This window comes from Sphingobium sp. B12D2B (genome assembly GCF_025961775.1).
In the GTDB taxonomy this organism is placed as follows: Bacteria; Pseudomonadota; Alphaproteobacteria; order Sphingomonadales; family Sphingomonadaceae; genus Sphingobium.
Map to the genome: position 1 here is coordinate 3,225,154 of NZ_JAOQOH010000001.1, position 22,362 is coordinate 3,247,515.

Annotated in this window: 17 protein-coding genes; 5 read left to right on the plus strand and 12 right to left on the minus strand. The window is 64.7% G+C overall.

The window, feature by feature from the left end; all coding sequences use genetic code 11:
• Positions 1 to 91: 91 nt before the first annotated feature.
• A complete protein-coding gene (locus M2335_RS15165) occupies positions 92 to 1,555 on the minus strand; it encodes a carotenoid oxygenase family protein (protein WP_264595218.1) in 1,464 nt (487 codons plus the stop codon).
• A 323-nt stretch (positions 1,556 to 1,878) separates the two neighbouring features.
• Positions 1,879 to 2,592 (minus strand): FadR/GntR family transcriptional regulator, encoded by a 714-nt coding sequence (locus tag M2335_RS15170; protein WP_264595219.1) that lies wholly within the window; start codon positions 2,590 to 2,592, stop codon positions 1,879 to 1,881.
• A gap of 464 nt (positions 2,593 to 3,056) precedes the next feature.
• On the opposite strand from M2335_RS15170, the gene M2335_RS15175 reads away from it, so the two are divergent.
• The gene (locus M2335_RS15175) at positions 3,057 to 3,671 is read left to right on the plus strand and encodes a DUF3237 family protein (protein ID WP_181560779.1); all 615 of its coding nucleotides are present in this window, start codon (positions 3,057 to 3,059) and stop codon (positions 3,669 to 3,671) included.
• A 206-nt stretch (positions 3,672 to 3,877) separates the two neighbouring features.
• Here the strand turns inward: M2335_RS15175 and M2335_RS15180 are convergent, their stop codons facing one another.
• The 10 genes from M2335_RS15180 to M2335_RS15225 form a co-directional block, all read right to left on the minus strand.
• Complete coding sequence (locus tag M2335_RS15180; RefSeq protein ID WP_264595220.1) at positions 3,878 to 4,717, minus strand: dienelactone hydrolase family protein; 840 nt, start codon at positions 4,715 to 4,717, stop codon at positions 3,878 to 3,880.
• Between the two features lie 463 nt (positions 4,718 to 5,180).
• Positions 5,181 to 5,972: a uroporphyrinogen-III C-methyltransferase gene (cobA, locus tag M2335_RS15185; protein ID WP_264595221.1), complete on the minus strand. Its 792-nt coding sequence runs from the start codon at positions 5,970 to 5,972 to the stop codon at positions 5,181 to 5,183.
• Positions 5,965 to 8,571: a nitrate reductase gene (locus tag M2335_RS15190; RefSeq protein WP_264595222.1), complete on the minus strand. Its 2,607-nt coding sequence runs from the start codon at positions 8,569 to 8,571 to the stop codon at positions 5,965 to 5,967. Before M2335_RS15190 ends, cobA begins: the two co-directional genes overlap by 8 nt.
• Before the next feature lie 136 nt (positions 8,572 to 8,707).
• A complete protein-coding gene (gene nirD / locus M2335_RS15195; RefSeq protein WP_264574324.1) occupies positions 8,708 to 9,046 on the minus strand; it encodes a nitrite reductase small subunit NirD in 339 nt (112 codons plus the stop codon).
• Positions 9,043 to 11,577 (minus strand): nitrite reductase large subunit NirB, encoded by a 2,535-nt coding sequence (gene nirB, locus M2335_RS15200; protein ID WP_264595223.1) that lies wholly within the window; start codon positions 11,575 to 11,577, stop codon positions 9,043 to 9,045. Before nirB ends, nirD begins: the two co-directional genes overlap by 4 nt.
• Before the next feature lie 205 nt (positions 11,578 to 11,782).
• Positions 11,783 to 12,973: an alginate export family protein gene (locus tag M2335_RS15205; RefSeq protein WP_264595224.1), complete on the minus strand. Its 1,191-nt coding sequence runs from the start codon at positions 12,971 to 12,973 to the stop codon at positions 11,783 to 11,785.
• 56 nt (positions 12,974 to 13,029) lie between these two features.
• Positions 13,030 to 14,280, minus strand: coding sequence for a nitrate/nitrite transporter (locus M2335_RS15210; protein WP_264595225.1), 1,251 nt, complete (start codon positions 14,278 to 14,280; stop codon positions 13,030 to 13,032).
• A 405-nt stretch (positions 14,281 to 14,685) separates the two neighbouring features.
• A complete protein-coding gene (locus M2335_RS15215) occupies positions 14,686 to 14,997 on the minus strand; it encodes a GIY-YIG nuclease family protein (protein ID WP_264595226.1) in 312 nt (103 codons plus the stop codon).
• 102 nt (positions 14,998 to 15,099) lie between these two features.
• Positions 15,100 to 16,308: a CmpA/NrtA family ABC transporter substrate-binding protein gene (locus M2335_RS15220; protein ID WP_264595227.1), complete on the minus strand. Its 1,209-nt coding sequence runs from the start codon at positions 16,306 to 16,308 to the stop codon at positions 15,100 to 15,102.
• Positions 16,305 to 16,886: an ANTAR domain-containing response regulator gene (locus M2335_RS15225; RefSeq protein ID WP_264574319.1), complete on the minus strand. Its 582-nt coding sequence runs from the start codon at positions 16,884 to 16,886 to the stop codon at positions 16,305 to 16,307. The genes M2335_RS15220 and M2335_RS15225 overlap by 4 nt, the downstream gene beginning before the upstream one ends.
• Before the next feature lie 224 nt (positions 16,887 to 17,110).
• Between M2335_RS15225 and M2335_RS15230 the strand changes: the two genes are divergently transcribed.
• The 4 genes from M2335_RS15230 (at position 17,111) to M2335_RS15245 (ending at position 22,316) form a co-directional block, all read left to right on the plus strand.
• Complete coding sequence (locus M2335_RS15230) at positions 17,111 to 18,001, plus strand: TauD/TfdA dioxygenase family protein (RefSeq protein ID WP_264595228.1); 891 nt, start codon at positions 17,111 to 17,113, stop codon at positions 17,999 to 18,001.
• A 201-nt stretch (positions 18,002 to 18,202) separates the two neighbouring features.
• Positions 18,203 to 20,524, plus strand: a complete 2,322-nt coding sequence (locus M2335_RS15235; RefSeq protein WP_264595229.1) for a TonB-dependent receptor — start codon at positions 18,203 to 18,205, stop codon at positions 20,522 to 20,524.
• A 117-nt stretch (positions 20,525 to 20,641) separates the two neighbouring features.
• Positions 20,642 to 21,499 carry a 3-mercaptopyruvate sulfurtransferase gene (sseA, locus tag M2335_RS15240; protein ID WP_264595230.1) on the plus strand — a complete coding sequence of 286 codons (858 nt, stop codon included), beginning with the start codon at positions 20,642 to 20,644 and terminating at the stop codon, positions 21,497 to 21,499.
• A 67-nt stretch (positions 21,500 to 21,566) separates the two neighbouring features.
• A complete protein-coding gene (locus tag M2335_RS15245; RefSeq protein WP_264595231.1) occupies positions 21,567 to 22,316 on the plus strand; it encodes a glutathione S-transferase family protein in 750 nt (249 codons plus the stop codon).
• Positions 22,317 to 22,362: the final 46 nt, after the last annotated feature.

Sequence of the window (22,362 nt, forward strand, 5' to 3'; positions counted from 1 at the left end):
CGACGAGCGGGCCGAACCATTGAATTTCAATCGATTGCAAAACTGAACGAAAAAGAAGGCGCGCGGGGCGCCCGGAATTACTGCTTTGGTTTCAGGTCTTTGCCAGCGCCAGTTGGGTGGCTGGCACCCATGTGCCATGCACCTGAGCGCGCAAGGGCAGCGGCACATGCACCTTGGCAACCGGCCCCGCCCCGACCGCGCCGGCATCGATGACCCATAGCTGCGAGGCGAAGGCCTGATCGCCGACCTGGCGATCGACCACAGCAAGCAGCCACCCGTCATGCCCTCGCGCGGCCGAGGGCACGTGAACGGGCTCGCTGATTGCGTGACCGGGCGGCAGTGCGAGCGCGTCGAGCCCGCCATGCGCCACATCGATGCGGATAAGCATGTTGAAGGTCATGCCGACCGGGCCGCCGGGCAGCGGAGGCGGCCCCTTCGGATTGACCGTCAGATACCAGCCGAAGCTGTACGGCAGGCCGGTATCGGCATCGCGAATGCGCGGCATGTCGCCCGGGGGGCCGAGCGGCCGCACCTCGTAGGAAGAGCCATCCTTGGTGAGGTCGAACGTCCAGCGTTCGAAGGCACCGCGGATCTCCTGCTGACCGCGCTGGATTCCTCCCGCTTCGCGCATGAACGGAAATGCGTTCGTGTCGGATACGAAGATATCGAGATGAACCCGATCGCCTTCATCAAACGCGTTCATGATATGAAAAGCAGACGCGCCAGCCGCGCCTTCGAACCAGCGCATCGCAGCGACATCGCCATCGCGCGGCATGATTCCAACGCGGCAGGTCAGGTCCTGCTCATGGGCCCATTTCGGCCCGCCGGCGCGCAGCCGCTCAAGATCGGTGGTGGTCGGAAAAATCGGGAAAATCGCGCGGCTCTTCGTGATCGCAAAGTCATGGATCATGCCGCCATAGGGCTGGTCGAACCACTGCTCGCGAACCAAGTTGCCGTCGCGATCCGCAATCCCATAGGCGATCGCCCGCGAACATTGGCCATCGGCCTCATAGCCGAAGAAGAACAATTCGCCGGTCTCGGGATCGATCCGCGAATGGGCCGTCATCGTCTCCGATTTGAGGGCGCCGCCGAAATCCCAGGCACCGAGCGTGTCCAGGGTCGTCGGATCCACGCGATAGGCGCGGCCATCCTCCTTCGTCATGAACAGCCGACCTGCATGCCAAAGCGGCGTCGTGTTCGCGACCGTGCGATCAACCCCCGCAACGCTGGGGTCATCGGTAAAGGGATTGCGATACTGGCCGAACAGCGCGCGCCGGGCTTCGCGCTCGGCCGCATAACGCGCGGTTTCGACATATCGAATGTCATAATCCACAGAGCCGTGTTCGAACTTGAAACGCGCGATCATCCCGTCTCCCGACAGGATATGATCGTCATCGAACATGGGCGGGTGGGCCGGATCCGGGACGGCGCGAAAGAAGGCGCCTTCGATCTCGGAAGGGATCTCGCCTTCCACCAGCAGGTTGCGGACAGACGCTTCGGTGCGAACAGGCGTATTAAGGCCCGTGAAATGAATGGTCTGAGGAAAAGCGGTCATGACAGGACTCCGGCAGAGCTAATCCGCCGCAGTTGCTCCGCATCTAGCGAATCGCCGATTATCTGACCGCCCGCCATCTCAAGCCCCTCACATCTATCTCTTTTCAGCATCTTAAGATGCTTCAGCCCAATAAATATTCACCGTCCGGCCACTCGTCTGGCTATAACGCGCCGGCGCCGATACCAATATCGCGCGGGCAGGGCTACAAAAAAACAGACAATTTAGGAAAACGCGCAGAATGCTCGTGGCATAAACTGCGCTCTAGCGGGCGCTACGGGCAGGGCGCTCTATGATTGGCGGAGCCCGGTAGCCCGCGTTGCAAATCAGGTGCTGCGGATCAGGCCTTCCATGGCAGCGGATGCTACCTCGGCCGCGCCCGCGGCGACGGCATCAAACAGCGCCCAATGTTCGCGCACGGTTTCGCGCGGCGTGCTGCTGCCGCCCTGAAATTCGGTATACCACAGCACAAAAGTGCCAAGGCTGTTGCCCAGATTGACCAGCGGGGGATTGGCCGTCGCCTGCAACAGCACTTCATAGAACTGGCGGTTCGCCGCCTGTCCCTTCTCGCTTGTCAGGCCAAAACGTTCCATGTCCTGCAAAGCCTCGCGCATTCTCGCGATCTGCTGGAGCGTGCGCCGCTGCGCTGCAAGGCTCGCAATTGCGGGCTCAATGATCAGCCGCATCTCGACCAATCCCTCGAGCACGGATGTGGAGGCGCCGCCCTCGAACATCCACTCCATCACATCCGGGTCAAGCAACGCCCAGCGCGTGATGGGCATGACAACGGTGCCGGTGCGCTGGCGGGACTCAACCAGGCCCTTGGCGGCAAGCACACGGATCGCCTCACGGTAGGCGCTGCGGGAAACGCTCAGCTCATCGCTGGCATTGAGCTCGGTCGCGAGGATATCGCCGGGATGATGCTTGCCCGTTACGATCGCCACGCCGAGATCGTGCGCGATCCGACGGTGCAGGCTCGTTTTCTGCCGCTTCAGCTGCACCGGCCGGCGGCTCGCCTTGTTCGTTGCGGATTTTGTCATTGCCCACCCATGGTTGCGCCGAGTTTTGCAGCGCCAGCTAGCCGGATTGCGGCCTTAAAGCCAGCACGGCGCGCACAAGTTGTCAGATTATGCAGCGAATTTATGCCTTTGCCGCCCGTGCAGAGAGCGCTGGCGCGACGAACTCTCAGCCGATTTGCGATGGCGCGGCGGGGCCGGAACCGGGCGTCCCCGCGTTCGTGACGCTCTAAGAAGATCGGAATACGGGGCGCTTAATAGCCGTTTTCCGATGTGCGCGGCTGTTCATGCAGGAATGGGGTGCGAAATTGGAGCCATCATGCCATCAGCAGACCGCCAATCTTGCCAATGATCTGTTTTTTTGCGACCAAGCTCCGCCTCACCGGTCCTCGACTGGTGTTTATGGTCTGACAATTCTGCGGTACCCGTGTTTCTGCATCCCCATCGTCAGCCTGCGAGAGCCTTCGGGCGATAGAGAGGAAGTCTATATGAGTAATGAGTCATTTTCGCGCCGCAGCCTGTTGTCTGCCGGCATCGGCGCTGCTGGTGTCGCCACTGCATTCCCGGCCATGGCCGCTGCCCAAACGAGCGCAGCGGCCGCGCGGCAGCAGCAGATCTCCGACATGACCGGAAAGGCGCTGACGCCGCCGAGCTTCGAATTCGCATTCGAAATCAAGATCGAGCTGGGCAAGCGCCTGCGTTACGGCCCGACCTTCTGGGGCATGGATCGCGGCTATGTTGGTGTTCTCGGCGGCACCGTGAAAGGCCCCAAGCTGAACGGCAAGATCATCCCGCACAGCGGTGGCGATTGGCCGACGGTGAAACCGGACGACACGGTGCGGTTCGACGCCCGCTACCTGATCGAGGCCGATGACGGCACCATCATCGAGCTGCACAACACCGGCGTTCGCTATGGCAGCAAAGAGGTGCTGGAACGGATGCGCAAATATGAGCCCGTCGATCCTTCCGAATATTATATGGGCCTTACCCCGCGCTTCGATGCGCCGGTTGGCCCGCACGACTGGCTGAGCCGCACGATTTTCGTCGGCAAGGCGGACCGCCGTGAGTCTCAATCCATCTTCACTTATTGGGCGATGGTGTAACGAGGCGCCGCTGCTCCCGGGGGGCATCGGCTGATGCCGTTGCGCCCCCCGGGGGACGGCCATTCTTAGCCATCACGCCAGATGGCGAGATGCTCGGGATCAATCTCCTTCCAGGTGGAACCGGGATAAAAAATAGCGGCTCCTCGTCATATAAGAGGAGCCGCTGTTTTGGCAGCCTATCTGCACGGACTGATGATCCGTCCCGCCTAGGGAATATCATGTCGCGCCAGCGTCCACTTGCTGTCACTGCAAAGCGTACAATCCGCGCCCCGGAACACCTGGGCCGCCTTCTTGTCGCCCTGTAATTGCCATTGCAGCCAGGCTGCGGTCACCCGGCTATATTCGTCTTCATCCTGCGGCCCCCAATATTGCGCGGTATGCCCCACGCCGCTGCGATAGGCCCACACCGCTGGCACAGAGCGCAACCGGCTGAAATCATCCTTGCTGTTCGCGTGGGCGCCATCGGATGGATCGCCGCTGAAATAGGCGATGGGCACTTTGACTCGCGCCAGATCGGCTTTGGTTACGCGCGCACCCGGCAGACCGCCCGGACCGGTGGACCAAACCCCGCTGTTGAGGATGACCGCTGTCGTCACCCGAGGATCTGCCACCGTCACCGCCAGCGCCTGCAGCCCGCCACAGGAATGACCCATCACGGCAACATGGCGCGTGTCGACCCGCTTGAAATAGGCGCTACCGCGACGCTGGCTCTCCGCCGTAGCCCAATCGATCGCCCTGCTCAGTTCCATGGATTCGGAAGGGCCAGGCGCGTTGAAATCGATCGGGCCCGTCGGCATGTATGGCTCGGCATCATGATCCGTCTCGTATCGCGCATCGCCGATCTGCCCGACCGCAATCACCAAAAAGCCCCGCGATGCGATATCCGTCAGGAACCTGCGGTAGCGATTGCCCACCGCCGCGCAGCCGCCATTCCCCCAGGCGACGATCGGCATACGGCCTTTGACGCCCTCAGGACGGTAAATGACGTGGTTGGGCAAGCTCGACACCGTCTCCATCGTCACCGTGAACGGCCCGGTACGCGGCAAAAGCCTGACCGATTCAACAGGTGCCGCCGGAGTCGGAGTTGGATCCGCCAAAAGTGAAGCCGGCCAGCTAAGGCCGACCACGACTATTGCGATGATGGCATACTCCTCAACGCGGGTACCGATCGATTTCAGACCCGTCTCAAGCGACAGTCTTCTAAACATCTGATGCAGTCCTTATGGAGGATTTGGCCGCCTGCCAGCTATTCGATCCACTGGCATGCGGGAGTTCGTTGGAACCCATTTTCTGCAATTGCAAGGTGAAAGCAAGGCGGGCGTCGTGATTGCATCGCTACCAAAATTCAGCAGCGCATAAACTTTGAAGATACTGCGCCCTCAGACACCTGAGAAATCAAGCGTCTGGACATTGGTTACGCTACACAATCGTTTAAGTGAAAAATCGCCTGACACAGCGTCCTGTTGCGAAAGGACGCTGCCATTTCGACCCTGTTATCTGAGCGATAGATCAATCCTGCGTGGTAGCCTGTCCTATCTGCGCCAACGCCGCGGCGCGCTTGCGCTCGCTCCCCGGGCACAGCAGCGCATCGCCGATCAGCAGCAGGGTGGGATCGTCGCGCCCGATGGTGCGCACGAGAAAGGCCAGCGCATCGAGCCGGCCGCGCAGCAGGCGCTCATCCGGGCGGGAGACATTGACGGCGACCATGACCGGTGTCTCCGGGGGCAGTCCGGCGGCAATCAGGTTGCGGGCAATTTCCGGCGCGGCGTCGCGGCCCATATAGATGGCGAGCGTCGCTTCGCCGGCAGCGAGGCGTGACCAATCGACATCGAGCGGCTCCTTGCCGCGCGCATGGGCGGTGAGGAAGGTAAGTTGCCGTGCCGACCCGCGCAGCGTGAGCGAGACGAGGCCGCTGGCGGCCGCGGCGCTGGCAGCCGTGATGCCGGGGCAGATGTAGACAGGGATGCCATGCGCGGCACAGGCCGTCAGCTCCTCTGTCGAGCGGCCGAAGATCGAGGGATCCCCGCCCTTCAGGCGCACCACTCGCCGTCCGGCCAGTGCCGCCGCGACGATCAGCTGGTCGATCGTCGCCTGATCCTTGCTGTGGCGGCCCGAGCGCTTGCCGACGCTGACATGCTCGGCCTGCGGGGCAAGATCGAGAATGTCTCGCCCGGCCAGCGCATCGTAGAACACCACATCGGCCTGTTCGAGCAGGCGCAGGGCCTTGCGGGTGAGCAGATCGGGATTGCCCGGTCCGGCGCCGACGAGCCAGACAGCACCCGGCAGAAAATCCTCAGCCATGGACGGCCTCCTTCGTTTCGGCAGCGATGAGCTGCGTAATGGCGGGGCGGCAGGAGCCGCAATTGGTGCCCGCGCCGAGCGCCGCGCCAATGGCGGCGACATCGACGCCATCCTGCCCACGAATGGCCGCGACGATGGCGTGGAGGCCTACGCCGAAGCAGGCGCAGATGATCGGGCCGGGATCGACCTGAGCGCCCGGCGCGCGACCGGCGAGCACCTGCGGCCCCTGCGGCTGGGCAAGCTGGCCGATGAGCCATTCGCGCGCCGGCAGGTCGCCGTCGCGGGTGACGAACAGCACGGCAGCGAGGCGCCCGTCCTGCAGGATCGCGACGCGCCGCGTGCCGCGTGAGGGATCGCTCGCCTCGATGCGCTGACCGCGGGGCAGGGCCGCATCAAGCGCGGCGGGATCGCCCTCCCCGGCCAGCTCATAGAGCGCGCCATTGGGCACGGCGATGCGCGTCGCCCAGAGGCGATGCGGTGCCTTGGGGGCGACCAGTGCCGAGCCGTGGAGGATGAGGAAGCCGCGCCATGCGACCGCGACCGGCTCGATGCGAGCGGGCGTCATCTTGAAGCCGGGCTGACCACTGTGCGGATCGACCAGCGGACGCGCAAGCAAGCCGGTGCGCCCGCCGGTGGACTGGCAATCGGTCCAGTGGATCGGCGTGAACACCTCGCCCCGGCGCTGGCCGGGCATATGCGCGACGCGGAACAGGCTCTCGCCCTGCGGCGTCACCACGCGCGCCAGTGCGCGGTCTTCCAGCCCCAGTTCGGCGGCATCGGCGGGATGCACCTCAACTTGCGGCTCCTCGCGATGGCGGGCGAGTTTGGGGCTGAGGCCCGTGCGCGTCATCGTGTGCCACTGGTCCCTATAGCGCCCGGTATTGAGCGTCATCGGCCAGTCGCGCAACTGCGCCTCGGCCTCGCGCTGGACGACCGGCACCAGCCGCGCCTTGCCGTCCGGCGTGGAGAAGCGCCCATCGGCAAAGGGCGTGCCGCCCCACTGGAAAGGCTCGAGCGCGTCGTAATCCGCATTACCCAGCGCCACCTTGTCCCGCAGATCGAGCAGGCGGGCGCCCTCATTGCAATAGGTGGTCAAGCGGGCATGCTCGCGCCAGATTTCCGCCGGATGCGCATAGCCAAAGGCCGTGCGCCAGCCCATGCGGCGGCCGACTTCCTTGATGATCCACCAGTCCGGCTTCGCCTCGCCGGGCAGCGCCAGCACCGCGCGCTGGCGGCTGACGCGCCGCTCGCTGTTGGTGACGGTGCCATCTTTCTCCCCCCACGCAGCGGCGGGCAGGCGCACATGGGCGAAGCGGGTGGTATCGGTATCGGCCATCACGTCCGAGACGACGACGAACGGGCAAGTCTCCAGCGCCTCGCGCACGCGGGCGGCATCCGGCAGCGAGACGGCGGGATTGGTCGCCATCACCCACAGTGCCTTGATGCGCCCTTCCCCAATGGCGCGGAACATGTCCACTGCCTTGAGGCCCGGCTTTGTCGCCATGCGCTCGGCGGCCCAGAAGCGTCCGACCTCGGCCACGCCCTCCTCGCCAAAACCGCGATGCGCGGCCAGCGTCGTCGCCAGCCCGCCCACCTCGCGCCCGCCCATGGCATTGGGCTGGCCGGTGATCGAGAAGGGGGCCGCGCCCGGCTTGCCGATGCGGCCGGTGGCGAGATGGACATTGACGATCGCATTCACCTGATCGGTGCCGCGGATCGACTGGTTGATGCCCTGGCTGAACAGGGTGACGGTGCGCGGCGTGGCCGCAAAAAGGTCGTAGAAGCGCTGGAGATCGGCAGGGGGAAGGTCGCAGGTCTTTGCGATGCTCCACAAATCATGGTCGCGCTCAAGCGCTTCCCAGAAAGCCTCCGGCGCGGCGACGTGATCGGCGAGAAACGTTGCATCCACCAGCCCTTCGCGACGGCAGTGCGCGAGCAGCCCGTTCATCAGCGCCACATCCGTGCCCGGCTTGAGCGCAAGATGCAGGTCGGCATCCTCGCACGTCTCGGTGCGGCGCGGATCGATGACGATGATTTTCGTGCCGCGCTCGGCCCTCGCAGCCATGATCCGCTGATAGACGATGGGGTGGCACCATGCGGTATTCGAGCCGACGAGCACAATCAGGTCGGCCGCATCGAGATCGTCATAGCTGGCGGGCACGATATCCTCGCCGAACGCGCGCTGATGGCCCGCCACCGCGCTGGACATGCACAGGCGCGAATTGGTGTCGATGTTCGCCGAGCCAATGAACCCCTTCATCAGTTTGTTGGCGACGTAATAATCCTCGGTCAGTAACTGGCCCGATACGTAGAAGGCGACGCTGTCCGGCCCGTGGCGCGCTATCGTTTCGCGGAAGCGGCGGGCCACGAGATCGAGCGCTTTGTTCCAGCCGGCCTGCTTGTTGCCGATCATCGGGTGGAGCAGACGGCCCTCCAGCCCGACCGTCTCGCCCAGATGCGTGCCCTTGGAACACAGCCGCCCGCGATTGGCCGGGTGATCGGGATCGCCCTTGATCGCCATGCTGCGCGGGCCGGTGGGCGTCGCGAGAATGCCGCAGCCGACGCCGCAATACGCGCAGGTGGTGCGGATTGCAGTCATCTCCCCTCCTCTTCAGAGGAGGGGCAGGGGGTGGTGCTGGACAGTTCCGATGATGCGCTGAGCGCGCGATGCTGAAGCATCGCCACCACCCCAACCCCTCCTCTGAAGAGGAAGGGCTTCTGCTTGTGAGCCCCCATCACGCCGCCGCCTGCAGCGTGCCGGTGCGGCAGATCAGCACCCGACCACCATCGACCTTCACCGGGATCGTCGGCGTGCAGCCCTTGTCCTCACCCTGCGCCTCTCCGGTCGCCAGCGCGATGTTCCAGTTGTGCAGCGGGCAGGCGACGCTGTGGCCATGGACGATGCCCTGGCTCAGCGGGCCGCCCTTGTGCGGGCAGCGGTTGCGAAGCGCGAACACCTTGTCGTCCCCGGTGCGGAACACGGCGATCTCCCCCGCGCCATCCACGGTGACGGTGCGGCTGCCGCGCACGGGAATCTCGTTCACCCAGCCGATATCGAGCCAATCGCCGATCATGCCATTTCCTCCGCTTTGACGGGTTTGAACTGCGCCATATGCGCGTGCTGCTCGCGCTCGCCGCCCTCCGCGCGTGCCGCCCAGGGATCGTCCTGACTGAAGCTCTGCGAATAAAGGAAGCGCGCGCACAGGGCCTCGCGCCCCACTTCATCCTCGACGATGCGCTGCTTCACATAATCGATGCCGACCCGCTCGACCCAAGGCGCGGTGCGCTCCAGATAGCGGGCTTCCTCGCGGTAGAGCTGGATGTAGGCCGCGCAATAATCGAGCACCTGCTGCTCGGTGGAGACGCGGCAGAGGAGGTCCGTGGCGCGCACATGGATTCCGCCATTGCCTGCGACATGCAGCTCATAGCCCGAGTCCACGCAGACCACGCCAAAGTCCTTGATGGTCGCCTCCGCGCAATTGCGGGGGCAACCGGAGACGGCGATCTTGAACTTGTGGGGCATCCACGAGCCCCAGCTCATCTTCTCCAGCCGCACGCCAAGCCCGGTGGAATCCTGCGTGCCGAAGCGGCACCACTCGCTGCCCACGCAAGTCTTCACCGTGCGCAGCGCCTTGCCATAGGCATGGCCCGAGACCATGCCGGCGGCATTGAGATCGGCCCAGACGGCGGGCAGATCCTCCTTCTTGATGCCGAAGATGTCGAGCCGCTGGCCGCCGGTGACCTTGACCATCGGCGCCTCATATTTCTCGACCACATCGGCGATGGCGCGCAGCTCGCGCGGATTGGTGAGGCCGCCCCACATGCGCGGCACGACGGAATAGGTGCCGTCCTTCTGGATGTTGGCATGGAGGCGCTCGTTGACGAAGCGGCTCTGCTGGTCGTCCACATAGTCACCCGGCAGGGCGCAGAGCAGATAATAATTGAGCGCGGGACGGCAGGAGGCGCAGCCATCCGGCGTGGCCCAGTGCAGTTTCTGCATCACCTCGGGGATCGACCGCATGCCTTGCGCGAGGATCTCGCGGCGCACATCGTCATGGGTGAAGCTGGTGCATTTGCACATCGTCTTTGGGCCGGACTGGACATCATCGCCCAGCGTGATCGCCAGCAATGTCTCGACGAGGCCCGTGCAGGAGCCGCAGCTGGCCGAGGCTTTGCAGGTCGCGCGCACTGCATCCAGGCTGTGCGCGCCCTTGGCGATGCAGGAGACGACCTGCCCCTTGGAGACGCCGTTGCAGCCGCAAATCTCGGCATCGTCCGAGAGCGCCGCAACGGCCGCCTTAGGGTCCGCCTGCCCACCCCCGGAGGCGAAGGCCTGTCCGAAGATCAGCAGATCGCGCAGGTTCGCGATGCTCTCCCCCTTCTTGAGAAGATCGAAATACCAGCTGCCATCCGCCGTATCGCCATAAAGCACCGCGCCGACGATACGGTCATCCTGCAGCACGAGGCGCTTGTAGACGCCCCGGCTGGCATCGCGCAGCACGATGTCCTCGCAGCCCGCGCCGGCGCCGGAGAAATCGCCCGCCGAGAACACATCGATGCCCGAGACCTTGAGCTTGGTGGAGGTGACCGAGCCGCGATAGGGGTTCGCCTTTCCGGTGAGGCCGTCCGCCAGGCTGCGGCACATGTCCCACAAGGGCGCGACGAGGCCGTAGACCTGCCCGTCATGCTCGACGCATTCGCCGACGGCCAGAATCGCGGGGTCGGAGGTGACCATATGATCGTCGACCTTGATGCCGCGACCGACCTCCAGACCGGCCTCGCGCGCCAGCGCCACCGACGGGCGGATGCCGACGGCTATGACGACGAGGCTCGCGGGGATCTCGCGGCCATCTTTCAGGCGCACGCCCTCGACCTTGCCCTGCCCAAAGATTTCAGCGGTATCGGCACCGGTGAGGATGGTCTGCCCGCGCGCCTCCAGCGCCGTCTTGAGCAGCCAGCCCGCCGCCTCATCAAGCTGGCGCTCCATGAGCGTGCTGGGCAGGTGCAGCACCGTCACCTTCATGCCGCGCAGGGAGAGCCCATGCGCCGCCTCCAGCCCGAGCAGGCCGCCACCGATGACGATTGCCTCGCCGCCGGCATCGGCCGCAGCAACCATCGTGTCGACATCCTTCATGTCGCGGAAGCTGATGACGCCGGGCAAGTCATACCCGGGTACGGGGATGATGAACGGGTCCGATCCGGTGGCGATGAGCAGGCGGTCATAAGCGACGACCCGGCCCGAGCGGCTGGTGACGGTGCGCGCGGCACGATCAATGGCGATGACCGGATCGCTCACGATCAGATCGATGCCGTTCTCCCGATACCAGTCGGCCGTATTGATGACGATCTCGTCAAAGCTCTTCTCACCGGCGAGCACCGGGGAGAGCATGATGCGGTTATAGTTCACATGCGGCTCGGCGCCGAAGATGGTGACGCGGTAGCGCCCGGCATCGCGCGCTAGCAGCTCCTCGACGGCGCGGCAACCGGCCATGCCATTGCCGATCACCACCAGATGTTCGCGCGGCGCAGCGCTGCCGCCCGATGCCCCTTCCGATGGTCCCACCTCCGGTGCTGCCCCTCCGCCCCGATAATCCTGGAAGTCCATGTGCCTTGCTCCAAAACGAAAAAAGCCGCCATCCGGGCTCCGGTGTTTGAACCGAAGCCTGGATGGCGGCTTTGCCATCACATCGCGCCTTGACGGCCCATCCGCGGGCCAGTCTCAGCTATGAAATCCGTCGGGCGTCCTTGCCCTTCGCACTGCAACATGACGCGATTCGCGAAACCGCGCAAGCGATTCCGGCGCGTCATCGTCACAGCGCCCAATCCAGTTGCAGCCACAGCTTGCTGGTGTCGGTCCCGAAGCTGTCCGCCGCATAGCGTGCAAAACGCGCAGATACCGTGGCCTTATCACGCTTCACACTGGCGAGGAAATTGATCTCGTCGCCATAATGACGCGCCAGCCGGTCACTCTCGAATCGGTGATAGATGGCCTGCACCGTCACGCCCCGCCGGCCGTAGCTCGCGCCCGCGTAGAGATCGCGCAGGCCATCGGGCGGGGTGGTGAGGAACTTGTCCGCCCAGCCCTGAAACTTGAAATTGGTGCCGAGCGGCGTCTGGACGCTGGTGAACGCGGCGCCGCCGGACGCGCCGAGCACTTCATAGCCGGCATTGAGCTTGAGGGCGGCCACATCCAGCGTCACGTCCGCCAACCAATAGTCCGCCGCATAATCATTGGGATTGCGGCGATAATCGCTCTGCCGCGCGTAGCTGAACGCATAGCCGAGCCTTGTTGAAGCCGAGAGCTTGCGCGCCCCCGCGAGCCGGACGCCATAGGTCTGGCTCGACAGCCGATAGCCCTGCACCGCCGCCTCGTCCTGATCGATCAGATAGGCAAAGCCGGTAACGGTGCCGAGCGGCGTTTTGGCCGAGACGTTGGTCAGCACGCTATCGCCGTCGATGCTGCGCGGCCGGGCACCGGCGCCATCCACACCCCAGATGGTGCGTACCTGCCAGACAAAGGCGACATCCGCGCGAACGCCCGGAAGTCCGGTCCATTCCCCGCGCACGGCATCGAAGCTCTGGCCGTTCTGCCGGAAGCCGACCGCGCCGACGAAGCGCTCGTCATCCATCGTGATGCGCTGCCGCCCGGCGGTGAGCGCAAAAGACGGCGTGCGATAGGCAATCTGCGCGCGGGACAGCGCCACATTTTGCGGGTCGGCGATGAGCGGGCGGTTGGCCGCGCCACCCAACCCGTCAAAGGCATCCCCTGCGAGGCGGAGCGTGCCCTGCCCTTCCACCAGCGCGGAGAGCGGGCCAAAGCTGGCTTGCGCGCCGGCGCGGAGCCGGGCCGTTGCCGCATCGGCTTGCGGCTGGGCCAGCCCGTCCTGATCGACGCTCTCATAGCGCAGGCGCAGTTCGGCGAGCGGCTTGACCGTCAGATCCTGGGCGCAAGCCGGCCCGGCGGCGACCAGCAGGGCCGCCGTGATAGAAAAGTATTTCATGATTTTCCCCCTGATGAGACGGGCGGAGCCACCGGCCCCGCCCCATCGTCACGTCATCAGATGCGGGCGCCGGTGGTCCAGGTCGCGCGCCACTTGCTCTTGACCGCCAGCATCCCCGCGAGCGCCAGAACCGCGAGACCGGCGAAGATCAGGAAGCCCGAAGAGAAGCTGCCGGTGAGTTGCTTGGCAAAGCCGAGCGAGGAGGCGAGGTAGAAGCCGCCCACGCCGCCAGCCATGCCGACCAGCCCGGTCATGATGCCGATTTCCGCCTGGAAGCGCTGCGGCACGAGCTGGAACACCGCACCATTGCCGGTCCCCAGCGCCAGCATGGCCAGCACGAAAAGACCGAGAGCGGCGGGGAGCGTGGTCGCCATGCTCACCCCCGCAAGGGCCAGCGCGGCGACGAGGAACACCAGCACAAGCGTGTTGATGCCGCCGACCCGATCCGCCAGCGCCCCGCCCATTGGCCGCACCAGTGATCCGGCGAACACGCAGGCCGCCGTGCAATAACCGGCCATGATCGGGCTGAGCAGGAACTGGTCGGTAAAGTAGATGCTGAGCGAGGCCGACAGGCCCGAGAAACCGCCGAACGTGACCGCATAAAAGCCCATCAGCCACCAGGCGTCCGCCGTTTGGAGCGGTTTGAAATATTCGAGGACCTTCTTGGGCGCGGGCTGATTCGGCGCGTCCTTGGCCATCACCATGTAGATCACGAAGACGATCGCGAGCGGAATGCAGGCGAGGCCCAGCACCGCGTTCCAGCCAAAGAGCTTGGCCAGCGTCGGCGCGAACAGCGCGGCGAGGACCGTGCCGGAATTGCCCATGCCGGCAAGACCCATCGCCTTGCCCTGATGCTCGGGCGGATACCAGCGGCTGGCCAGCGGCAGCGCGATGGCAAAGCTGGCGCCCGCAAAGCCGAGGATCACACCCAGCGCCAGCGTGCCGCCGAAGCTGTCCACGCCCATCATCCAAGCCGTCAGCAGTCCGACGATGACGATGACCTGGCTGATCGCGCCGGAGAGCTTGGGACCGATCCGGTCCACCAGCAGCCCGTTCACGACGCGCAGGATGGCGCCCATCAGCGTGGGCGTTGCGACCATCAGCCCCTTCTGCGCAGCCGACAGGCCCAGCGTAGCGGAGATGTCCGGCGCGAGCGGGCCGAGCATCACCCAGACCATGAAGGCGAGATCGAAATAGAGAAACGAGGCGATCAGCGTCTGCTTGTGGCCCACGCGCCAGAAATTGCTTTTCTCGGATGATGCCGGTGTGGCGCTCATGCCCTGTACGTCACGGATTATCGTTGCCATGTCACGTCCCCTTAGTGACGAAGCCCCTTGATGGGCGGTGAAACGAAAAAAGCCGCTCGGCAGACGATGCGCACAAAAATGCACATGTCTGGCCAGCGGCTTTGCTGCAAAATTTGGGAGGACGCGGCCCGCTCCCTCAACGGAGCGCCTGTCCAAGCGGTCACGCCTCGTCGCGTAACGGAGATACTATCTCGCGATTCGGCTCATGTTGCAAGGCACAATTTTGGATGGGGTCGGGGCGCTTCTTGTTGGGCATTTTGCGCGGGAGGCGGGAGGCATGTTGGAGGAATTTCGGGCGGCGGTGCGCTCTCGGCGTGGCCAGGCTGAGGCGGGTAATGCGAGACGGTGCGGGAAGCCAACATCTTACGCCATATCTTCGTCATTCCCGCGAACGCGGGAATCCAGTCAGTCGAGCGGCGCAAAACCAAGGCTGACTGCAAGGTCCTGCCAATCGGGATTGGCTTGCTCGATCAGATCAAGTTTCCAGGCTCTGCGCCACTTCTTGATCTGCTTTTCGCGTAGAATCGCGTGTTCCATCGTCGCGTGCTGCTCGAACCAGACCAGCAGCTTGACTCCATGTTCCGCCGTAAAGCCACCGAAGGTTTCAGTACGGTGCTGAGCCACGAGCTGCATCAGATTGGAGGTCACGCCCAGATAGAGCGTCCCGTTGCGGCGCGACGCCAGCAGGTAGACATAAGGTTCGATGCTGCGCTTCATCGCTAGCTCGCTGCTGGATTCCCGCGTTCGCGGGAATGACGGGGTGAGCGGAAAAGATGACCGCCGCGAAGTCGCTCGCGTCCGACTTCGATCAAGCCGCCCTCACCCTCGCTCGAACCCCGCCAGATACGCCTCGATCTGATCCGGATCGAACTTGCGGCCATCGAAGAACCGGTCCGGCCCCAGCGTGATCGCGCCGCGCGGGGCGCCGATGGGGAGTGGGCTGGTGAGGGCGCCTTCCACCTTGCTGCTGGCGCCCGGCATCGGCGCGTCGCTGTCGGCCAGCGCGCGGCGGTAGATGTCCGGCCGGAAGACGGACGCGGCCTTGGCGCGGCTCGCCTCCCCGGGCTTCACCATGCGCCAGCGCACGAACTGGGAGTAGATCCACAGCGCCTGGCTCTGCCAGGGAAAGGGCGTCGCTTCGCGGGCGAAGAGCAGGAAGTCGGGCAGGTCTACAGGCGGCTCGCCCTGCCGCGCGACGATGCGCCCGGCCAGCCCACGCTCCACCAGCGCGATTGGCTGATCGAGATAGGCCGGCCCGGCGAGCAGGAAGGCCAGTTCCGCGCGATTGGCGGGATCGTCGCACCAGAGCGCTGCCTTGGCCATGGCGCGCAGCAGCGCATCGACTGCATCCGGATTGGCCTCCATCCAGTCGGTGCGGAAGGTGAGCACTTTTTCGACGCCGCGCTGCCAGAGACGCTCGCTCGCGGCGACGGCTTCGGCAAGCCCGGCTTCTATGGCCGCACTGCCCCAGGGCTCGCCGGCCGTGAAGCCATCGATCTCGCCGGCGCGCATCGCCTCGACCATCAGGGAAGGTGGCAGGACGCGCATCACCACGTCGCGGTCCGGGTCGATCCCGGCACTGGCGAGGAAGTAGCGCAGCACGAGCGCATGGCTGGAAAAGCGATGGACGACGCCGATGATCGGCTTGCGATGATGCAGACCGATGGCGGTGGCAAAATCATGCGCGGTAGCCAGCGGATCGTTGAGGCGCGCGGTCGTGTCCGGCTCCAACGCGGCGGAAAAGCCGGGTGCCATGACGATGAGGTTGCCGTTGACGTTGAGCTTATAGGGCGCGGAAAGCGCGCAAGGCTGCTGGCTCAAGCCCAGCGTCACCGCCACCGCGAGCGGGGCCAGCATATGCGCAGCCTGCACCTGGCCGTAGACGAGCCGGTCGCGCAGCGTCGCCCAGCTGGTATCGCGCAGCAGATCGAGCGCGACGCCCTCGGCCTGCGCGAATCCCTTCTCCCGCGCGGCAACAAGAACGGCGGCATCGGTCAGGCCCAAAAAAGCGATGCGGATCGGCGTCACGGCGTGCCTCCCAGCAGGTCATGCGCGGTAATCAGGGCCGCGGCGATATCGACCATCTTCTTCCCCTGGTTCATCGCGCTGGAGCGGAGCAGCGCATAGGCCTCCGGCTCGCCGAGGCCGCGCTGGGCCATGAGGATGGCCTTGGCACGGTCGATCGTCTTGCGGTCGGCCAGCTGCGTGCGGGCATCGTCCAACTCGGCCTGCATGCGGGCGAAGGCATTGAAGCGACGGATCGCCAGATCGAGGATCGGCTTGATCCGCTCCTTGCGCAGCCCGTCGACCACATAGGCAGAGATGCCGGCATCGATCGCCGCCTCGATCATGCTGTCATCCGACTGGTCGACGAACATCGCGATGGGCTTGGCCAGCGCACGGCTGACGGTGAGCATTTCTTCCAGTGTATCGCGGCTGGGGTTGCCGAGGTCCATCAGCACCACGTCCGGCGCCATGCGCTCGAGCCGCGCGACGAAGGCGCCGCGTGGGGGGACGACATGAATGTCGTCATAGCCGGCATCACGCAGCCCTTCCTCAAGGACCGTCGCGCGCGCGCCGCTATCATCGACGATGACGATTCTCATGAGATCTCTTTTCGCACCCGCAGCGCAAGTGCGCCAAGCGCAGGGCTCTAGTCAAACATAAAGCCCGGTGGTGCGGCATGCAATGGCGAGCGGAGAATGGGCCGGGCTCAAGCTCCACTTCGTGATGACGTTATGCACGCAGTCGATAGGCCCCATGCGCCACCACACCGTTGCCCTCGTCAGGCCACACCATAAATCTCGATAAAAATATCGGGAGACGATGCATGGAGATCAATCCGCTTCATCCGCTGTTTGCAGCGGAACTCATCGGCGCTGACCTTTCCACCGAGCCGGATCAGACGCTGATCGACCTCGTGGAAGAGGCGATGGCGCAATATGCGGTGCTCGTCATCCGCGGGCAGTCGCACATCGATGATGCGGATCACATTCGCTTCAGCCGGGCGTTCGGCCCGCTGGAACTCCCCCACGGCACGCGCTCTGATGGCGCCGCTCCCCGCAAGCGGATCAGCCCATTGCTGTACGATGCCTCCAATCTTCGGCTGGACGGAGAGATCATGGCGCCGGACGACAAGGCGGTCGCCAATAACAAGGGCAATGAGCTGTTCCACATGGACAGTTCCTTCCACGCCATGCCAACCAAATGGTCCCTCCTGCTCGGCCGCAGCGTCACCAGCGAGGGCGGTGAGACGGAGCTGGTCGATACCCGGGCCGTGTACGACGCGCTGCCCGAGGATGTGCGCCAAGGGGTCGAAGGCCGCGTGGCGGAACATAATGTCTGGATATCACGCCAGCGCATCGGCTTTGAGGGCACGATGGCGCTCAAGGAGATGTATCCGGCAGTCACCCATGACATTGTCGGTCTGTCCGCATCCGGCAGAAAGTGCCTCGTGATCGGCTCCCACGCGGACCATATCATCGGCATGGAGGAAGCCGAGGGTCGCGCCTTGCTGGACGCCCTCGTCGCCTTCGCGTCCCAGCCGCAATTTATCTACAGCCACCGGTGGCAGCAGGGAGACCTGCTCATCTGGGACAATCGGTGCACCCTGCATCGCGCCCGCCCGTTCGATTACTTCGGTGTGAAGCGCGACCTGCGTCGCTCGACCATTTGTGAATATGGCGAGGAAATGTCAGCGATCGAGGCGCGGCGGACCTGATCAGCGCCGCCGTGGGGGGTCGATATGCACAAGCTGAATAACGGTTATCGCCGCGCCCTCATGGCCGCTGTTCAGGAGCGATGATATCCGCCCATCGTTGGATCGACACGCCGCCGGCTCGTCAGCCGCGGCCCACGCGCCAGCCAAGCTACCGCCCAAAGAGCGGCGCTTAGAGTAGCAGCGATTTCAAGGGAGAGTGATATGGGGCTCAAGACGATTTTTGGTTGTTCTGCATCGGCAGCCGTGCTGGCAAGCCTGTGCGTCGCGGCGCCTGCCATCGCGCAGGATGCGGCCGAGACGGCCAGAACCGACGGTGACATCGTGGTGACGGCGCGCTTCCGCGAGGAACGCCTGCAGACCGTGCCGATCGCCATCACCGCCGTCACCGGCGACGAACTGGTGGCGCGCGATGCGCGGGACGTAACCGCGCTGTCCAACACCACGCCGAACATCTATCTGCGGGAAGGCAGCGCTGCCTTTGGCAAGTCGCTCCAGTCGACCATCCGTGGCATCGGCGAGTCCGACTATCAGTTCACCATCGAGCCTGCGATCGGCGTCTATGTTGACGACGTGTATCACGGCACGGTGTTCGGCGGCGTGCTTGGCCTGCTCGATCTGGAGCGCGCGGAAGTGCTGCGCGGTCCGCAGGGCACGCTGTTCGGCAAGAACTCGCTCGGCGGTGCGCTGCGCCTCGTTTCCAAGCAGGCGACCGGCAGCAACACCGGCTATGTCGAGGCGACCGCAGGCAGCTACGACCGCATGGACGTGCGCGGCGCGTTCGATGCATCGCTCATCAAGGACCGCGTCTTCCTGCGCGTGTCGGGCGCCTCGCTGAGCCGCGAGGGCTATATGTCCGTGCTGGACTTCGCCTGCGCCAACCCCGGCAGCACCGGCGCGGGCACGGCGCCGCTGTCCTACCTGCTGCGTCAGAGAACGACGGAATCCGGATGCGAGGCCGGCAAGCTCGGCAACATCAACACCAAGGCGGCGCGGGCCTCTCTGCGCGCGCTGGTGAGCGATGATCTCGAAGTGACCGTGACGGGCGATTATTCCCGCGATCATACGGCGCAGAGCGCTTACAAGCTACTCACCATCAGCCCGACGCTGGCAAGCTACAATGCCACCATCGGCGTGCCGCTGTACGGGATTCCCTACGACAGCCGCTTCATCACCAACTCGCCCTACACGACCTATGCCGCCTATCAGCCCGGCCGCAACGGTCTGGCCCTGCCCAATGAGAGCAATCTCGATCAGTGGGGCATCACCGGGAAGATCGACTGGAAGCTGGGCGAGAATATCAGCCTCACCTCGATCACGGCGTGGCGGAAATATGACGGCTTCTTCGGGCGCGATGGCGATGGCTCGCCGATGGACCTGGGCGGCAGCGCGGAGACTCTGGGCCACCACCAGTTCAGCCAGGAAGTCCGCCTGTCCGGCCTGATGATGGATGACCGGCTGGATTGGACCCTGGGCGGCTATTATTACACGGCGACCGGCAATTATGACAGTTGGGTCTACTTCGCCACGCTCAACCTGACCCAGTTCACCAAGGATATCTCGAAGAGCAAGAACTACTCGGCCTTCGCGCATGTCGCCTTTGCGCTCACCGATCAGCTCAAGCTGAACGGCGGCCTGCGCTACAGCAACGAGAAGAAGGACTATGTGTTCGACCGTCTCTATTACGAGACCGGCACGCGGCCCTTCGCTTACACCACGGCCGATGTCGCCTATGATCGTGTCGACTATCGCGTCGGTCTGGACTTCAAGGCCAGCGAAGACGTGTTTCTGTACGGCTCGGTGTCCAGCGGCTTCCGCTCGGGCGGCTTCAATCCGCGTCCGCTCAGCGCGGCGCAGGTGACCGCCGTGCTGCCGGAGACGGTGACGTCCTACGAGCTGGGCGCGAAGCTCAACGTGCTGGATCGCGCCGTGCAGGCCAATTTCGCGGTCTTCCAGACGGACTTCACCAACCGTCAGGTCACCGCTATCGTGCCGGATCTCAACGGCGTTCCCAACTCGCTGCGCACCAATGCCGGCACCGCCCGCATTCGCGGTGTGGAAGCCGAGGTGACGGTGCGGCCCACGCAGGGCCTGACCCTGAACGGCATGTTGGGGTACAATGACTTTGAGTATACCGATCTGGGCGCGGCGGCGGCTGTTCCCAACGGCCCGTGCGCGACCTGCGAGCCGGTCGGCGCTCCGGCATTCAACTATGCCGTCGCGGCGCAATATGACATTGACCTGGGTTCCGCCGGCGATGTGAGCCTGCGCGCCGACTGGAACTGGCGCAGCCGCATCTGGTACGATCTGCGCAACACGCTCAGCCAGTCCCAGCCGGGCTATGGCCTGCTTGGCGCGCGGGTAAGCTGGCAACCGGATGCGAGCGGGCTGACGCTCTCGGCGTCGGTCAGCAACCTGACTGATACCTTCTATTATACCGGCATTGGCCCGACCTCGACGGCCGGCATCCAGGCCACCCCGTCCAGACCGCGCGAGTGGGCCGTCACCGCCCGCTACGAGTTCTGAGCAGACAATGAAAGTTCAGGTCCGGGGCCGTCACAGGCCCCGGATTTTGCCTGACCGGCACAACAGCATGGCGACGCATCGCGAAACACGGGTCGCCCGGCATCGATGAGGACCGCCATGGACAATCTCGTTTCCACTCAATGGCTCGCCGAGCAGCTTGGCGCTCCCGATCTCTGCATCGTCGATGCGACGCGGCACCATTTCGAGCCGGAGCGGCAGTCCGCCGCCGAATATGAAGCCGGGCACATTCCGGGCGCGGTGTTTCTCGATCTGCTTCATCTGGTCGATGCCGCCTCCCCCATCGATAATACGATGCCGCAAGCCGAGCAGTTTTCGGCCCGGATGCGCGAACTGGGCATTTCTGCCGATCAGCGCATCGTCATCTATGATGACAGCGTGGTGAAGACGGCGGCGCGGGCCTGGTTCATGTTCCGCATGTACGGCCTGCCGAACGTCGCCATGCTCGATGGCGGTCTGGCGAAATGGAAGGCCGAGGGACGGCCGCTCGCCACGGGCATCGAGACGCGGACGCCGAGCACCTTCACGGCGTCGTTCGATGCGGCGCGCCTGCGTGACAAGGCGGACGTTCTGCGCAACATCGAGGACAAGACCGCCCAGCATATCGACGGCCGCGGCGCTGCCCACTTCAGCGGCGCGGATGAAGACCCCAATCCCGCCGTTGCATCCGGCCATGTGCCCGGCTCGATCAACGTGCCCTTCTGGGATCTGTTCGAGGCGGACGGGACATTCAAGAATGATGAAGCGCTCAAGGGCGTGTTCGCGAACGCGGGCGTCGACCTTTCAAAACCGATCATAACCAGTTGCGGCGGCGGTGTCGTCGCCTGCGCGCTCGCCCTCGCCCTGGAGCGGATCGGCAAGGAGGATGTCGCGCTTTACGATGGAAGCTGGACGGAATGGGGTGCCGACCCGTCCCTGCCCAAGGCCAAAGGCCCCGCGAAACCTGCTTCCGCCTGAGCGGACGGCAGCAGACTTCCCCTCGAACAAACCCCGCCACGCCCCTCGGCCGGCGAAAGAGAGTGCCATGACCCAGACCAACCCCATTCGCATCTACGACCTCAATCTCGTCACCGGCGCCACGATCAGCCCGTTCTGCTGGCAGGCCAAATATGCCGTGGCCCACAAGGGGCTGGAGGCCGAGATGAGCGAGGGTGGCTTTACCTCGCTCTCGCGCCGCACGGGCGGCCGCACGGATTTTCATCCCGGCATCAGCGATGGTGACACATGGGTGTTCGAAAGCCTGCGCAGCGGCGATTTCGTCGTCGCGGATTATCTCGACCGCACTTACCCCGACCGCCCGATGCTGTTCCGCAATCCGGACCATCATAATTATGTGAAGTTCCTCGACACCTGGCTGTGGGCTACCGCGATCAAGCCCTGGTTCCACTGCTACATCCTCGACTATCACGATCTTTCACTGCCGGAAGATCGCCCCTATGTGCGCGAAAGCCGCGAGCGGGACTTTCTGGGCGGACGCACGCTGGAGGACGCGCAGGCCGGACGGGAAGAGCGCCTGCCGCTGGTCGTGCCGCAGCTCGAGCCGCTGCGCGAAGTGCTGCGCGAGCGCCCCTGGCTCGGCGGCGAGGCGCCGGACTTTGCCGATTATTCCGCGCTCTCCATCTTCCTGTGGGCCGCCTCCGTCGCGAAGACGCCGCCCCTGCCCGAGGATGACTTCCTGCGCGACTGGTATGAGCGCGGCTGCGATCTGTTCGGCGGCATCGGTCGCCATCCCGGCCTGCATTCGATCTTCGGCCTGAAGATGCCGGCCGCCTGAACAAATCCGGTCCGTGGACGGCCGGTTCGCCGGCTGTCCGCGCCCA

What these genes read in the sequence shown, in the direction of transcription:
- M2335_RS15165 (WP_264595218.1), bottom strand. Translation starts at nt 1,555, where the DNA reads ATGACCGCTTTTCCTCAGACCATTCATTTCACGGGCCTTAATACGCCT.
- M2335_RS15170 (WP_264595219.1), bottom strand. Translation starts at nt 2,592, where the DNA reads ATGACAAAATCCGCAACGAACAAGGCGAGCCGCCGGCCGGTGCAGCTG.
- M2335_RS15175 (WP_181560779.1), top strand. Translation starts at nt 3,057, where the DNA reads ATGAGTAATGAGTCATTTTCGCGCCGCAGCCTGTTGTCTGCCGGCATC.
- cobA (WP_264595221.1), bottom strand. Translation starts at nt 5,972, where the DNA reads ATGGCTGAGGATTTTCTGCCGGGTGCTGTCTGGCTCGTCGGCGCCGGA.
- M2335_RS15190 (WP_264595222.1), bottom strand. Translation starts at nt 8,571, where the DNA reads ATGACTGCAATCCGCACCACCTGCGCGTATTGCGGCGTCGGCTGCGGC.
- nirD (WP_264574324.1), bottom strand. Translation starts at nt 9,046, where the DNA reads ATGATCGGCGATTGGCTCGATATCGGCTGGGTGAACGAGATTCCCGTG.
- nirB (WP_264595223.1), bottom strand. Translation starts at nt 11,577, where the DNA reads ATGGACTTCCAGGATTATCGGGGCGGAGGGGCAGCACCGGAGGTGGGA.
- M2335_RS15205 (WP_264595224.1), bottom strand. Translation starts at nt 12,973, where the DNA reads ATGAAATACTTTTCTATCACGGCGGCCCTGCTGGTCGCCGCCGGGCCG.
- M2335_RS15210 (WP_264595225.1), bottom strand. Translation starts at nt 14,280, where the DNA reads ATGGCAACGATAATCCGTGACGTACAGGGCATGAGCGCCACACCGGCA.
- M2335_RS15215 (WP_264595226.1), bottom strand. Translation starts at nt 14,997, where the DNA reads ATGAAGCGCAGCATCGAACCTTATGTCTACCTGCTGGCGTCGCGCCGC.
- M2335_RS15225 (WP_264574319.1), bottom strand. Translation starts at nt 16,886, where the DNA reads ATGAGAATCGTCATCGTCGATGATAGCGGCGCGCGCGCGACGGTCCTT.
- M2335_RS15230 (WP_264595228.1), top strand. Translation starts at nt 17,111, where the DNA reads ATGGAGATCAATCCGCTTCATCCGCTGTTTGCAGCGGAACTCATCGGC.
- M2335_RS15235 (WP_264595229.1), top strand. Translation starts at nt 18,203, where the DNA reads ATGGGGCTCAAGACGATTTTTGGTTGTTCTGCATCGGCAGCCGTGCTG.
- sseA (WP_264595230.1), top strand. Translation starts at nt 20,642, where the DNA reads ATGGACAATCTCGTTTCCACTCAATGGCTCGCCGAGCAGCTTGGCGCT.
- M2335_RS15245 (WP_264595231.1), top strand. Translation starts at nt 21,567, where the DNA reads ATGACCCAGACCAACCCCATTCGCATCTACGACCTCAATCTCGTCACC.